12 protein-coding genes and 1 pseudogene are annotated in these 14,422 nt (G+C 62.4%); 4 read left to right on the top strand and 9 right to left on the bottom strand.

The window, feature by feature from the left end:
• Window positions 1–102 precede the first annotated feature (102 nt).
• Both ppx and NKH50_RS24435 read right to left on the bottom strand, forming a co-directional pair.
• Window positions 103–1,635, bottom strand: a complete 1,533-nt coding sequence (gene ppx, locus NKH50_RS24440; RefSeq protein WP_352690666.1) for an exopolyphosphatase — start codon at window positions 1,633–1,635, stop codon at window positions 103–105.
• Entirely contained in the window at window positions 1,635–3,836 is a 2,202-nt protein-coding gene (locus tag NKH50_RS24435; protein WP_352881490.1) for an RNA degradosome polyphosphate kinase, read from the bottom strand. The genes ppx and NKH50_RS24435 overlap by 1 nt, the downstream gene beginning before the upstream one ends.
• A gap of 149 nt (window positions 3,837–3,985) precedes the next feature.
• Here NKH50_RS24435 and NKH50_RS24430 point away from each other — a divergent pair, with 149 nt between their 5' ends.
• Together NKH50_RS24430 and NKH50_RS24425 are read left to right on the top strand one after the other, a co-directional pair.
• Window positions 3,986–4,231 carry a zinc-finger domain-containing protein gene (locus tag NKH50_RS24430; protein ID WP_254820632.1) on the top strand — a complete coding sequence of 82 codons (246 nt, stop codon included), beginning with the start codon at window positions 3,986–3,988 and terminating at the stop codon, window positions 4,229–4,231.
• A gap of 19 nt (window positions 4,232–4,250) precedes the next feature.
• Window positions 4,251–5,483 (top strand): FAD-dependent monooxygenase, encoded by a 1,233-nt coding sequence (locus NKH50_RS24425; RefSeq protein WP_352881487.1) that lies wholly within the window; start codon window positions 4,251–4,253, stop codon window positions 5,481–5,483.
• 15 nt (window positions 5,484–5,498) lie between these two features.
• Here NKH50_RS24425 and NKH50_RS24420 read toward each other — a convergent pair whose 3' ends face one another.
• Window positions 5,499–6,170 carry a TIGR02117 family protein gene (locus NKH50_RS24420; RefSeq protein WP_352881484.1) on the bottom strand — a complete coding sequence of 224 codons (672 nt, stop codon included), beginning with the start codon at window positions 6,168–6,170 and terminating at the stop codon, window positions 5,499–5,501.
• A gap of 104 nt (window positions 6,171–6,274) precedes the next feature.
• Between NKH50_RS24420 and NKH50_RS24415 the strand changes: the two genes are divergently transcribed.
• Together NKH50_RS24415 and NKH50_RS24410 are read left to right on the top strand one after the other, a co-directional pair.
• On the top strand, window positions 6,275–6,538 hold the full coding sequence (locus NKH50_RS24415) for a metal-sensing transcriptional repressor (RefSeq protein ID WP_023719742.1): 264 nt from the start codon (window positions 6,275–6,277) through the stop codon (window positions 6,536–6,538).
• Between the two features lie 5 nt (window positions 6,539–6,543).
• Window positions 6,544–7,497 (top strand): annotated as a pseudogene (locus NKH50_RS24410) (cation diffusion facilitator family transporter); the annotation flags it as partial.
• 94 nt (window positions 7,498–7,591) lie between these two features.
• Here the strand turns inward: NKH50_RS24410 and NKH50_RS24405 are convergent.
• From NKH50_RS24405 to NKH50_RS24380, 6 genes are all read right to left on the bottom strand, one after another.
• Window positions 7,592–9,508: a multicopper oxidase domain-containing protein gene (locus NKH50_RS24405; protein ID WP_352881482.1), complete on the bottom strand. Its 1,917-nt coding sequence runs from the start codon at window positions 9,506–9,508 to the stop codon at window positions 7,592–7,594.
• Window positions 9,509–9,763: 255 nt separating this feature from the next.
• The gene (locus NKH50_RS24400) at window positions 9,764–10,513 is read right to left on the bottom strand and encodes an amino acid ABC transporter ATP-binding protein (RefSeq protein WP_031212005.1); all 750 of its coding nucleotides are present in this window, start codon (window positions 10,511–10,513) and stop codon (window positions 9,764–9,766) included.
• A 69-nt stretch (window positions 10,514–10,582) separates the two neighbouring features.
• Window positions 10,583–11,740, bottom strand: a complete 1,158-nt coding sequence (locus NKH50_RS24395) for an amino acid ABC transporter permease (RefSeq protein ID WP_352649728.1) — start codon at window positions 11,738–11,740, stop codon at window positions 10,583–10,585.
• 4 nt (window positions 11,741–11,744) lie between these two features.
• Window positions 11,745–12,932 carry an amino acid ABC transporter permease gene (locus NKH50_RS24390; protein WP_352753267.1) on the bottom strand — a complete coding sequence of 396 codons (1,188 nt, stop codon included), beginning with the start codon at window positions 12,930–12,932 and terminating at the stop codon, window positions 11,745–11,747.
• 63 nt (window positions 12,933–12,995) lie between these two features.
• Window positions 12,996–14,024 carry an amino acid ABC transporter substrate-binding protein gene (locus NKH50_RS24385; protein WP_352649730.1) on the bottom strand — a complete coding sequence of 343 codons (1,029 nt, stop codon included), beginning with the start codon at window positions 14,022–14,024 and terminating at the stop codon, window positions 12,996–12,998.
• Complete coding sequence (locus NKH50_RS24380) at window positions 14,021–14,347, bottom strand: hypothetical protein (protein WP_352881478.1); 327 nt, start codon at window positions 14,345–14,347, stop codon at window positions 14,021–14,023. The genes NKH50_RS24385 and NKH50_RS24380 overlap by 4 nt, the downstream gene beginning before the upstream one ends.
• Between the last annotated feature and the right edge of the window lie 75 nt (window positions 14,348–14,422).

Genomic DNA, 14,422 nt, shown 5'->3' with positions numbered 1-14,422 from the left:
GAAGAGGACGAAGATCCCGGCAACCAACAGCTGAAGAACCTGCCTGGATTTCACGGCGTTTCCCTTCTTTCCTCAACGGTCGCGACGCGACAGCGCGGGCGTCTATTTGACAGACATGCTAGGCCCGCCCTCGACCGCCAGCACCAGCCGGCGGTTGGTGACCCTTGCCAGCTGTGCCAGCCGGCCGGCCGGCCGCTCGCCGTAAAGATCGGCCAGCGCTGCCGGCAGCACCAGCGCCAGCACGCCATTGCCGCGGTTTTCCCATTTCAGTCGCGGCATGACGCCGGGCATTGCCGCGCTCAGCAAATAGACGACGCGCAGCAGCGCGGCCAGCACGCGGGCGCGCTCGAGATAGCGCGGTGTCGCCAGCCCGCGGATTTCCGGAGCGGCTTCATTGAACACGCCCTCGTGACGAAACAGGCTGACAAGCGCCAGGAAGGCGCGGCCGGGATGGTCGACGCCAATAAAAGAGGCGTGAGCGATGATGTTGAGCGATTGCTTGCCGCGATATTCGGGATGGGCACGCCAGCCGATATCGGCGAGCAGGCAGGCGGCGTGGCGGTAGCGCGCCTCATCCCTGGTTTCGTCGATGCCGAAGGCGGCGAACGCCTTGCCGGTCCATTCGACAAGCTCATGCGCGTGGTCGACCGAGCGCGAGCGCAGGCGGGCAAGCTCTTCCGCAGCCGAGATCAGCGGATCGGCCTTCTGCTCGGCCTTATCGAGCAGTGAATAGAGAAAGCCCTCGCGCACGCCCAGCGCCGACACGATGATCTTCGACGGCTGCATCGCCGCCATGATCTCCTGCAGCACGATGGCGCCATAGGGCAGCAGCGAGCGGCGGTTCTTGGAGATGCCCTCGATGCCTTTGATCTTATCGATCTCGGCTTTGGCGACCTGCCGGAGGAAGTTCGCGGCGCTTTCGATGCCGATCTCGTAGTGGTGCATGACGCCGAGCGGGTAGTTGGTCATTTCCATGTGCAGCCGGGCGAGGTTTCGCCAGGTGCCGCCGACCGTGTAGAAGGCCCTGCCCTGCCCGCCCTTCAGCAATTTCGCCCGCGCCAGTTGCTCGCGCGTGATCCTTGCCGCCTGGGCCAGCGAGTTCTTCGCCATGTCCTGCAGGCGCAAGCCGCCCAACGGCAGCGTGATGCCGTCACCGATCGTCTCACCGTCGATATCGATCAGTTCGAGGCTGCCGCCGCCAAGGTCGCCGGCGATGCCGTTGGCCGGATGGAAACCGGAGATGACGCCGAGTGCCGAATAATGAGCTTCCTCGCGACCGCTCAGCACCTGGATCTCGGTCCTGAGCACATCCTCGGCGCGGTGGATGAAGTCGGGGCCGTTGACCGCCTCACGAGCGGCGGCGGTCGCCAGCACATACATGCGCTCGGCGCCGGCCTGGTCGGAGAGCGCGCGGAAGCGGCGGAACTCTTCCATCGAACGTGTCACCGCCTCGGGATCGAGCTTTCCGGTCGAAACGATGCCGCGGCCGAGGCCGGCCAGCATCTTTTCGTTGAACAGCAAGGTCGGCGAGCGCGCCAGCCCCTCATAGATCACAAGACGGATCGAGTTCGACCCGATATCGATGATGGACAGCGGTCGGCGGTCCTGGAGCCGGCCCTGGGACGCTGAAATCATCAGCCCGTCGCTGCGTTCTGTTTCTTGCGGCGTTTGAACTGCGCGATGCGCTTGGGCGCATGCGACTTCAACGCATCGCCCCGTCCGGACAGGCTCGGATTGGTCATGAAATATTCCTGCGCGTTGAACGGTTCCTCGCCCTCCTCCAGCACGACGCGCCGGGAGGTTCCATCAGCCAATACGTCGAAACTTTGCTGGTTGTCCATGATGTTGCCGAGCATGATCTGGCCGAGCACCTGCTCATGCACAGTTGGATTGGTGATCGGCACCATGGTCTCGACGCGGCGGTCGAGATTGCGCGGCATCAGATCGGCCGAGGAGATGTAGACGATCGCCCCGTCCGAGGGCAGGCCGTGGCCGTTGCCGAAGCAATAGATGCGGCTGTGCTCGAGGAAGCGGCCGACGATCGACTTCACCCTGATGTTCTCCGATAGGCCGGGCACCTGCGGTCTCAGACAGCAGATGCCGCGCACGACGAGATCGATCTCGACGCCGGCGCGGCTGGCATCGTAGAGCGCATCGATGACGATCGGGTCGACCAAGGCGTTCATCTTCATCCAGATGCGGGCCGGTCTGCCCTCCAGCGCGTGGCTGATCTCATCCGAAATGTGCTGGAGGATGCGGTCGCGCAGCGTGAACGGCGAGATGGCCAGCCGCATCTGCTCGGCCGGCTCGGCATAGCCGGTGATAAAGTTGAACAACTGGGCGACATCGCGCGCGATTGTCGGGTCGGTGGTGAAGAAGGACAGATCGGTGTAGATGCGGGCGGTGACCGGGTGGTAGTTGCCGGTGCCGAGATGCACGTAATTGCGCAGCCTGCCGTCCTCGCGCCGCACGACCAGCGACATCTTTGCGTGGGTCTTCAGTTCGAGAAAGCCAAAGACGACCTGGACGCCGGCGCGCTCGAGGTCGCGCGCCCAGCGGATGTTGGCCTCCTCGTCGAAGCGCGCCTTGAGCTCGACCAGCGCCGTCACCGACTTGCCGGCTTCCGCCGCATCGACCAAAGCCCGTACGATCGGGCTGTCGTTGGAGGTGCGGTAGAGCGTCTGCTTGATCGCCACCACTTCCGGGTCGGCCATTGCCTGGCGCAGAAACTGCACCACCACGTCGAAGGATTCGTAAGGGTGGTGGACGATGATGTCCTTCTCGCGGATCGCGGCAAAACAGTCGCCGCCATGCTCGCGGATGCGCTCGGGAAAGCGCGGATTGTAAGGCGTGAACTTCAGATCGTCGCGGGCGACGGCGACGATCTCCGAGATCTGGCTGAGCGCCAGCGGACCGGTGAGCACGCTGATCCGGCTGGCCGAGACGCCGAGCTCGCCGGCGACGAAATCGCGCAATTCGGCCGGCATCGACCTGTCGAACTCGATGCGGATGACCGAGCCGCGGCGTCGCCGCTTCAGCGCCGTCTCGAACAGCCGCACCAGATCCTCTGATTCTTCCTCGACCTCGATATCGCTGTCGCGGATGATGCGGAACGTGCCGGAGCCCTTGACCTCATAGCCGGGGAACAGCTTGCCGATATAGAGACTGACCGCCTCTTCGAGTGGAATGAAGCGGACATGATGCTTGCGATCCGGCAAACGGATGAAGCGCCTCAGCGCCACAGGCAGGCGCAGAAGCGCGCTCATTTCCTCGCCGTTCTTGCGATGGCGCAATTGCAGCGCCATCGAGAAACCGAGATTGGGAATGAACGGAAACGGATGCGCCGGGTCGATCGACAGCGGGGTCAGGACCGGAAATACCTGCTCCTGGAAATGGTCCTCGAGCCAGGTCTTCTCGTCCTTGGTCAGCGCATCGCGGGTGATGCTTTCGATGCCTTGTCTGTCGAGCAGCAGCATCAGCGCCGAAAGGCTGTTCTGCTGGTCCTCCTGCAGGCGCTCGACCTCGCGCAGCAATTGTTCGAGCTGCTGCTCGGGAGTGCGCCCATCCGGGCTCTTCAGCACGATGCCCTCGCGCACCTGGCCGGCAAGACCGGCGACGCGGACCATGAAGAACTCGTCGAGGTTGGCGGCCGATATCGACAGAAAGCGCACGCGCTCGAGCAGCGGATGATTTGCGTTCAGCGATTCCTCGAGCACGCGCCGGTTGAATTGCAGCCAGGAAAACTCGCGATTGACGAAGCGGTCGGGATTGCCGCCTTCGTGGCTCGCGGCCTCGACGGTGATGAATTCGTTCTGGACCGGCTTCAGTTCGTTCATGGTTTCCGCTCTTCCCACACCGTTCGACGACCACAGCCTTAACCGGCTTAACTTATCCTCTGACAGGCTTTTGCGACAGTTTCATTTCATCGATCTTGCAAAGAGATGGGTTATGATCCAGATGCAATCGACAAGATCAGGAGACGACGATGGCAGGCGGTTCCATTCCCCATTTCCAGAACGATGCGGGCTATCCGGCAATCGACATCGGCGTCAAGGAATTCATGTGCACCGGCGCCAATCCGCCTTTCGACCACCCGCATGTATTTCTCGATATGGGCGACGACAATGAAAAAGTCTGCCCCTATTGCTCGACGCTCTATCGCTATTCGCCCAAGCTGAAGGCATTGGAAACGCAGCCGCCGGGCTGCCTCTATATCGACCAGGCCGCCTGATACTTCCGCGACAAGCCTGATGCGACAAACGCAGTCCCGGCAGGTGGTCATCGCCGGGGCGGGCGTCGCCGGGCTGACCGCGGCACTGGCTTTCGCCGAGCGCGGCTATCGGATAAAACTGTTCGAACAGGCGCAGCATCTCGAGGCTGCCGGCGCCGGCATCCAGCTTTCACCCAACGCGACACGCATCCTTCGACAATTCGGCGTACTCGATCGGCTGCTGCCGACGGCGGTGCGGCCGGAGACGGTCGTGCTGAAGGATGCCGTCACGCTGCGCGAGCTGGCGCGCGTACCGCTTGGCCAGGTAGCTGAAACGCGCTGGGGGGCACCCTATCTCGTCGCCCACCGCGCCGATCTGCAGTCAGCGCTGATGGAGCGGATAGCCGAGCGCTCCGAGGTCGAGCTTGCCACCGGTGCCCGCGTCGGCGGCGTCGCAACCGGACCGAATGGCATCACCGCAACAGTCGAGATTGCCGGCACGACCATCGAAACCGAAGCATCGTTGCTGGTCGGAGCCGATGGCGTCTGGTCGTCGGTGCGAGAAACGCTCGCCCGCGAGGCGGCCGATTTCCGGAGAAGCCGCTTCTCGGGCGAGCTTGCCTGGCGCGCAACGGTGGCCGCGGACAGCCTCGCCGGACAAGCCTTCAGGGTGATCGGTGCGCCGGATTGCGTTACCGCATTCCTCTATCCAGGCTTCCATATGGTCGCCTATCCGGTCAGCCGTGGCGCGGTCTTCAACCTCGCGGCCTTCACCAAGGGCGAGCGCATCGCCGAGAGCTGGTCGGGGCATGCCGACCCCGCCATCCTCGCCAGCGCCATGCGCGGTACCGCGCCGGCGCTGGTCCGTCTGGCGAGCGAGGCCACGCCATGGACGGCATGGCCGATCCATACCGTCGAGCAGCGGCGGTGGACGACGCCGGAGGGCATAGCGCTGATTGGCGATGCGGCGCATGCGATGACGCCGTTTGCCGCACAGGGAGCGGCGATGGCGATCGAAGACGCGGTAACCCTTGCCGGTTTCGTTGCCAGCTCGCCTGCCGACCTCAGCAACGCGCTTGTCGCCTGGGAACAGGCGCGGCGGCCGCGCGTATCCCAGGTCGCCCGCCGCGGCGCCCTCAACCGCCTCGCCTGGCATGCGGCCGGGCCGGTGGCGATGGCCCGCAACCTGTTCCTGGCGATGCGCTCACCCGAAAAACTCGCCGCTGATCTGGACTGGCTCTATGGCTGGCGGGCGGACGCTCGGCGGTCCTAAGTCATCGGAGCCTTGTCAATTGTAAAGCCGCATCGACAGGCTAAGCGAGGCCGGCAGCGGGTTCCACCAGCCGGTGCGCAGGCCGGCGGTGCGCAGTGCCGCCGCCGCCCAGGTGTTGCAGCCGACCAGCGCGTTGAAATGGCCATTGGCTTCGAAGAAACGATCGAAACGGGAGTAGGCCGCATCCTCGATCGGCATGGCCCCGTTCGGTCCCTGCTGAAAACTCGCTGCAATGAAATCGAGCAGCGCCGCAAAGCGTTCCTCACTTACGTCGAAGCCGGCGACGTCGGGATGCGGCTCGGCGATTTCGCCTGAAATGTCGACATGCATCACCGAGGCATCGACGGTCAGCGCCTTCATCACCGGCACTGCCTTCAGTTCCGACCAGGTCGGCGTCTCGAGATAGAAGGCGCGGCCGCCCCAGCCGAAGACGATGTAGCGGACCTCCGCCATGTCGGCCGGAATGCCGGCATCGACCAGGAAGTGGAAGCGCCGGCGCACATCGTCGTCGACCGGGATGGCGATGTCGGTGTGGATCGGATTTTTCAGCACCACGATGTGGTGGCTTGTGCCGATCGGATCGGCAGCGGCCGCCGGCCAGAGCGGGCGCGGCAGCAGCGTGCCCAGCGCCACCGCAAGGACTGCTGCAACGACCAGCAGGCCGAGAAAACGAGCAAGCTTCTTCATGGGGAAGGCATAGGCCAAGCAATGTTCAAGGTGAAGCCTCTCCGGAAATTGCACAGCTGACTTAGAGCTTGACGCGTATCCTCCCGGGGAGGATATGCAGAGGCATGTCAGATCACCTCCACGCTTCGCATCCTTCCATCATAAAGCGCCTGAAGCGCGCGCAAGGCCACCTCGCGGCGGTGCTGGCGATGATCGAGGCGCATCGCCCTTGCGTTGATCTGGCGCAGCAGCTTCATGCCGTCGAACGGGCCATCAGCAGCGCCAAGCGCGAGCTGATCAACGATCACATCGAGCATTGCCTGACGGACAGCGTCGAAACCGGCGGCAACTCGCTGGCGGAGCTCAAGCAGCTGGCGAAATATCTATGAATGCCATCGTAGCCCGCATTCTGGAATGGCTCGGGTTCGGCTCGCACGCCGCACATCATCACGGCGATCACGGTCCGCACGGCCACAGCCATGGCGTCATCGATGCGACAATTGCCACCACCGATCGGGGCATCTGGGCAATCAAATGGTCGTTCGTGATCCTGGCGATCACCGCAGCATTGCAGATGGTCGTGGTTGTGCTGTCGGGGAGCGTGGCATTGCTGGCCGATACGATCCATAACATCGGCGATGCGACCACGGCGATCCCGCTATGGATTGCGTTCGTGCTGGCGCGGCGCAAGCCGTCGCGGACCTTCACCTATGGCTTGGGCCGGGTCGAGGATCTGGCCGGCATCATCATCGTGCTCATCATCCTGTTCAGCGCTGTAGTCGCCGCCTACCAAGCCATCGACAGGCTGATCAATCCACAAGCGGTGACGCACCTGGGCTGGCTGGCGGCGGCGGGCATTGTCGGCTTCCTCGGCAACGAGGCGGTTGCCGTGTTCCGTATCCGTGTCGGCCGCGAAATCAACAGCGCGGCACTGATTGCCGACGGCTATCACGCCCGCACCGACGGACTTACCAGCCTTGCCGTGGTCATCGGAGCCATCGGCGTCTGGCTCGGCTTTTCCTTGGCCGACCCGATTGTCGGCCTGCTGATCACGATTGCGATCTTCGGTATCGTCTGGCAATCGGCCCGCTCGGTGCTGACCCGCATGCTGGATGGAATCGAACCCGGTGTGATGGATGAAATCCGGCATGCCGCCGAGCACGTTCCGGGCGCACGCATTGTCGATGCCAAGGCGCGCTGGATCGGTCATAGATTGCACGCCGACATCGCAATTGCCGCAGACGAAACCCTGCCGCTCTCGGAAGCGAACAACATCGCGGCAGCGCTGAAGGACGAACTGTCCCAGCATATGCCGGCCTTGGTTACGGCGAATGTGCGGTTTTCAACCGAACGTGGAGAGAACGACCATCCGCACCCTCACGAGACGTGCATGACGAAAACCACGGCCACGAGCACTGACGCTCCTTTTTAGACGGCTACGGTCAGGTGACATCGATGACGACCATCAGCCCGCCTCCGCCCTTCTCCTCGACATTGTTGTTCGTGGTGTGATGCGGGATGTGGCAATGGATCAGCCATTTGCCCGGACGCTGCGCCTTCCAGATCACGTCGTAGCGCTGACCCGGCCCGACATTGACCGTATCGGCAAGGAAACGACCCAAGGCAGGGATCGTTTCGCCGTCGCGGGCAACGACCTCGAACGGTCCGCCATGGATATGCATCGGATGGATGAAGCCGTTGTTGGTGCCGATGAACCGCACCTTGAGCGTCTCGCCAACCTTCATCGGGATCGTCTCGGTCGAGGGATAGGCCTTGCCGTTGATGGTGAAGAAATTCGGCATGCCCCCGTCCATCGGCATCGACGGGTAGGTCAGCCCTTCCCGCACCAGCCATTCCTGAAGCTCGATGACGTAATCATGGTCGGCCGCGGCCTCATCGGCGGGATTGGCGGGGTCGATGATCAGCGCACCGTAGAGGCCGAGCGCCTGGGTCCGGTCCGGCTTGGCATGTGGGTGATAGAAATAGGTTCCGTGCTGGGTTGCGGTGAATTCGTACGAATAGGATTGGCCGGGCTCGATCGGCGCCTGCGTGATCTCGGCCGGCCCATCCATCTGGTTCGGCAGGATCAAGCCATGCCAATGCACCGTCGTTTCCTCAGGCAGGCCGTTGGTGACGTTGATCCTGACCCGATCGCCCTGGCGAATGTGAATTCGCGGACCAGGAATCTGGCCATTATAGGCATAAGCGTCGACTGCAACATCCGGCAGGATCTGCCAGCGGACCACCGAAGGCCTGAGGTCGAATACCTTGATGCCGTTCTCCATCCGAAACGGCAGGTCCTGGTCACCCCTTGTCGACAGACCATAAGAGGCGGCAACGAGGCGCGGATCGGTAGCGGCCATGTCGCGCATCGCATCAGCCGGCGTATCGCGATCCATGATCATTCCTTGCGGCATGATCACCCCGCCGACGTCGCGTGCCGACAGCGTCAGGTTCAGCCAGTTCGCCGGCGCGATCATGCCGATGCCGAGCGCCAGCAGGGAGACGGCACCCAGGGCAGCGACCTGCGGCGTCGTGGCATCTGTCTCCATGTGATGGCCGCCGCCTTTGCCTTTGTGGGAAGCCATATCGTGGCGCTGCCCGCGATGGCCGCTGGCGTCGGCCTGCTGCATTTGCATCTGCGCATGTTGTCTCGTTGCAGGCTGCTTTCGACCATCGATGCCGGCTGCCTGCGCGCGCTGCGTCATCAGCCCATGCTTCAGCCCCCGGGCGACCAGCCAGACATTGGCCGGGTAGGCAAGCGCAAAGCCGGCGATGACGCCGATCGACATCACGCCCCAGAACAACAGCTCCGTCGGTTCCATCGCGCGCATGTCGCGGCCCATCATCAGGAAGCTCATGACCGGTGCCATGCCGGCCATCATGAAGTTCATGGAGATGAACTCGGGCAGGAAGCTCTTGCGCACGTTCTCCCAATAGGTGCCGCCCATCATCGATTTCATGAACAGCGATTGGAAGATGAACAGGCCGAAGGCAAAGCCGGCCAGATATTCGACGATCAGGTCGATCCACATCGGCAGGCCGAGCGCCGCCGTGACGGCGGCGGCAAGAATGATGCCGGTGGCATCGCCGGCGACGCAATGGATGGTGGAGCCGACGCCCTGCTTCCAGAGCGGGCGGGTGAAGAGTTCATGCTCGCCCGGCCGAGGCTCCTTGTCGGCGAGCACGTAGAGCAGCAAGCCGAGCGGACCCATATAGAGGGTGACCAGAATGAAGCCCCATTTCATCACCACCGGCTCGGGATTGTTGCGATATTGGTCGAAGCCGACATAAAGCGTCGAAGCCAGCGCCAGCGCGAACCAGACGACGAGGAAATAATCGATCGGTTGGATGAGCATCAGGATGAACCCGTGACCTGCCGCCGCACGCGCCCACGCGGCTCGCTATACAACTCCCAATGGCAATGAACGCAGCCGGCGCGCTTATGATCCGCGCCGGCCTTAGTTACCAGGTTGCAACGTGACCACTCGAACGACCTGAAGCACGCTTGCTATCTTCTCGCGCAGCGCACGGTCAGCGCTCGTCGAATACGCGCGAAGCCAGCAAGACAGAGAGGCTTGATCCGCCGCTCTTGTCCGCACCGGGGTACAGGATCAGTGCAGGATCTGCGACAGGAACAGCTTCGTGCGCTCATGGCGCGGGTGGTCGAAGAACTCGGCCGGCGTGTTCTGCTCGACGATCTGGCCTTGGTCCATGAAGATCACACGGTTGGCGACTTTACGCGCAAAGCCCATCTCGTGGGTGACGCAGAGCATGGTCATGCCTTCCTCCGCCAGCCCGACCATCGTCTCCAGCACTTCCTTGATCATTTCCGGATCGAGAGCCGAGGTCGGCTCATCGAACAGCATGATGCGCGGGTTCATGCACAGCGAGCGGGCGATCGCCACGCGCTGTTGCTGGCCGCCGGAAAGCTGGCCGGGATATTTGTTGGCCTGTTCCGGGATCTTGACGCGCTTGAGGAAATGCATGGCGATTTCCTCGGCCTGCTTGCGCGGCATCTTGCGCACCCAGATCGGCGCCAGCGTGCAATTCTCCAGAATGGTCAGATGCGGGAACAGGTTGAAGTGCTGGAACACCATGCCGACCTCGCGGCGCACCTCGTCGATCTTCTTCAGATCGTTGGTCAGTTCCTTGCCGTCGACGATGATTTTGCCCTTCTGGTGTTCCTCCAGCCGGTTGATGCAGCGGATCATCGTCGATTTGCCGGAACCCGACGGGCCGCAGATGACGATCCGCTCGCCGCGCATCACCTTTAGATTGATGTCCTTCAGCACATGGAATTCGCCGTACCATTTGTGCATGGCGATGATGTCGATGGCGACATCGGTGGTGGAAATGTGCATCTTGGCGGCATTGACCTTGATCTCTTCCGCACTGACGGCGTTTTCTATGGCCATGACAAGGTCCCCTTTTTAGCGTTTGTGGCCGGTGTCGAGACGGCGTTCCGTGTACATTGAATAGCGCGACATGCCGAAGCAGAACAGCCAGAAGATGAAAGCCGCGAACACCAGGCCGGATCTGGCCGTCTGCGGCGTCGCCCAACTGGCGTCGGAGAAGTTCTGCTTGACGATGCCGAGGAGGTCGAACATCGAGATGACGATGACCAGGCTGGTGTCCTTGAACATGCCGATGAAGGTGTTGACGATGCCGGGAATGACCAGCTTCAGCGCCTGCGGCATGACGACCAGACCTATCTTCTGCCAGTAGCTGAGGCCGAGCGAATCGGCGCCCTCATACTGGCCTTTGGGGATCGCCTGCAGGCCGCCGCGCACCACTTCGGCCATGTAGGCGGCGGCAAACAGCGACACGCCGATCAGCGCGCGCAGGAACTTGTCGAAGCTGACGCCGGCCGGCAGGAACAGCGGCAGCATCACGCTGGCAAAGAACAGCACCGTAATCAGCGGGATGCCGCGTACCGTCTCGATGAAGATCACGCACAGCAGCTTGACGATCGGCATGTTCGAGCGCCGGCCGAGCGCCAGCACGATGCCGACCGGCAGCGACACGGCTATGCCGACGAAGGACAGGCTGAGTGTCACCAGCAGTCCACCCCAGAGCGGGGTTTCGACATAGGGCAGGCCGAACATGCCGCCGACCAGCAGAACGAAGGCGACGACCGGCAGTACGAAAAAGAGAAGAATGGCGTTCAGCCCCTTGCGCGGTACGCGCGGAATGAGCAGCGGCACCAGCAGCGCCACGAACAGGATGGCCACCAGGATCGGGCGCCAACGCTCTTCCAGAGGATAGCGGCCGAACATGAACTGGCCGAACTTGGCGTTGACGAAGGCCCAGCAGGCCCCGGTCCAGCCGTCCGGCTGGATGCCGCCCTGCGCCACGGTGGCGCAGACCGTGCGGTCCGGTCCCGTCCACTGGGCGTTGATGAAAGCCCAATTGACGATCTGCGGCAGGATCATGGCAACCAGCACGATGCCGATGATGGTCAGGATGGCGTCGCCGGTCGATGCGATCAGATTCTTGCGGACCCAGGCGGTGAGGCCACGCTCGCTCGATGGCGCCGGTTGGGCCAGCGCCATCTCCGTCCGCACCCAGGACATGTCGTGTTCCTGCATGTCCCTACCTCTCCACCAGCGCCATCCTGGCGTTCACGACGTTCATAATCGCCGACGTGATCAGGCTGAGCGCGAGATAGACAGCCATCATGATCACCACGCCTTCAACCGCCTGCCCGGTCTGGTTCAAGACCGTGCCGGCAGTCGCTGTCAGGTCCGGATAGCCGATGGCGATGGCGAGCGAGGAATTCTTGGTCAGGTTGAGATACTGGCTAGTCAGCGGCGGAATAACGATGCGCATCGCCTGCGGCACGACGACAAGCCTGAGGATCGATCCCGAGCGCAGCCCGAGTGCCGCGGCCGCCTCGGTCTGGCCTGCGCTGACGCCCCTGATGCCGGCGCGCACGATTTCGGCGATAAAGGCGGCCGTATAGCAGGACAACGCCAGATAGAGGGACAGGAACTCGGGCCTGACCTGAAAACCACCGACGAGATTGAAGGTCGACTGCTTTGGAAATTCGAAGCTCAGCGGAAAGCCGCTCAGCGCGTAGGCCAGCAGCGGCAGGCCGACAATCAACGCTATGGATGTCCAGAACACCGGGAATGGCTGTCCCGTCGCCATCTGCCGCTGCCGCGCCTTGCGGGCCACGAACCAGGCCATGGCGATGCCGAGGAGCAGTGCGACCAGGATCAGCCAGGAGCCCTCGCCCAATATTGCGCGGGGAAAATAGAAGCCGCGCTGGTTGAGGAAGGAGCCGAACGGCAGATTGATGCTCTCGCGCGGCGGCGGCAGCACGGCGAGCACGCCGGAATACCAGAAGAAGATGACCAGCAGCGGGGGGATGTTGCGGAACACCTCGACATAAACGGTGCAGATCTTCCTGATCAGCCAGTTATGCGACAGCCGGCCGATGCCGACGATGAAACCGATGATGGTGGCGGTGATGATGCCGACGACGGCCACGATCACGGTGTTGATAAAGCCGACCAGGATGGCACGGAAATAGGTCGAATCCGATGAATAAGCGATGGCGCTTTCGCTGATGTCGAAACCGGCGCGGCCCTTGAGAAAGCCGAAGCCGGAAGCGATGTGCAGCCGCGTCAAATTGGCGATGACGTTGTGGGTAACCCACCAGACACCCGCTACCAGCAGGACGAGGACCAGCGCTTGAAAGAATATGCCGCGGACGCGCGGATCATTGATGAAGGAACCGCGGCTTGGCTCCTCGCGAAGAACTTCCTGCGATGCCATTCGACAGTCCCCTGGAAAGAGAGACCGGAAGGCAGACGATCTGCCTTCCGGATCCATTTTCGATCAGCGGATCGGCGGAGCGTACTGCAGGCCACCCTTGGTCCACAGCGCGTTGATGCCGCGGGCGATCTTCAGCGGGCTGCCGGAGCCGACATTGCGTTCGAACATCTCGCCGTAATTGCCGACGGCTTTGACGATGTTGACGACCCAGTCATTGGAGACGCCGAGATCGGTGCCGATCTTGGTGTCGGCTTCCTGGCCGAGCACGCGCTTGATCTCGGGATTGTCCGAGTTCTTCATCTCGTCAACATTGGCCTGGGTGATGCCCAGTTCCTCGGCGTTGAGCAGCGCGAAATAGGTCCACTTGACGATGTGGTACCACTGGTCGTCGCCCTGGCGCACGGCCGGCCCAAGCGGTTCCTTGGAGATGATCTCGGGCAGCACGACGTGGTCGGCCGGCGAGCTGAGCGTCAGGCGAATGCCGTAGAGACCCGACTGGTCGGTGGTGTAGACGTCGCAGCGGCCGGCGTCATAGGCGGCGTTAACCTCATCCAGCTTTTCGAAGACGACGGGGTTGTACTCCATCTTGTTCGACTTGAAATAGTCGGCAAGGTTGAGCTCGGTCGTGGTGCCGCTCTGCACACACACCGCCGCGCCCGAAAGCTGCAGTGCCGAATTCACGCCCGGAAGCTTCTTGGCGTTGATCATGAAGCCCTGACCGTCATAATAGGTGACGCCGACGAAGTTCAGGCCAAGCGCCGTGTCGCGGTTGATGGTCCAGGTGGTGTTGCGCGACAGGATGTCGACCTCGCCCGACTGCAGCGCGGTGAACCGCTCCTTGGCACTGAGCGGCGTGAACTTGACTTTGCTGCCATCGCCGAAGACGGCGGCCGCCACGGCGCGGCAGAAATCCACATCGATGCCTTTCCATTCACCCTTGTCGTCAGGCGCCGCGAAGCCAGCAAGACCCGTATTGGTGCCGCACTGGATGAAGCCTTTCGCCTTGACGTCGTCGAGCGTGCTCGCCGACGCAGCCGAAGCCGCGAATCCAAACGCGGCGGCGCCCAAAACGCCGATTGCAATGTGTTTCATGACCCACAGACCCTTTTCTGTTTTTTCCAGGCGAACCTGACTTTTTCCCGTGTGAACGCAGCTATGTAATCCCGGCCCATCACCGGAATCGCGCATCGTAACCGACGCGCTGCCTCCCATTCACGAACAACATCGAAGGCGATTATTCCTGTGAGGTCAAGGGAAATGACCAAATCCGAAAGACTTTGAAAACCAACCGCCTGAAATGCCTGAATTGCAGACAAACGCGCTCGCAAATTGGTCAGCGCGCCAATTAAGCCGGCAAAGTCCGACCTTGACTTGCCAAGCGCACCTGGCAGCCGTTCAGAGGATCTACGGCGCATTGCTGAATTGGCATATTCAAGACCTTGGCCTGGCGAGTGCGGTGCGGTTGCGCGGCCAATGCCGCCGCACTATGG

The organism is Mesorhizobium sp. M1027, from assembly GCF_040318745.1.
Taxonomy (GTDB): Bacteria; Pseudomonadota; Alphaproteobacteria; order Rhizobiales; family Rhizobiaceae; genus Mesorhizobium.
The sequence above is the reverse complement of the archived record's forward strand: the minus strand, read 5'-3'. Positions and strand labels throughout refer to the sequence as shown.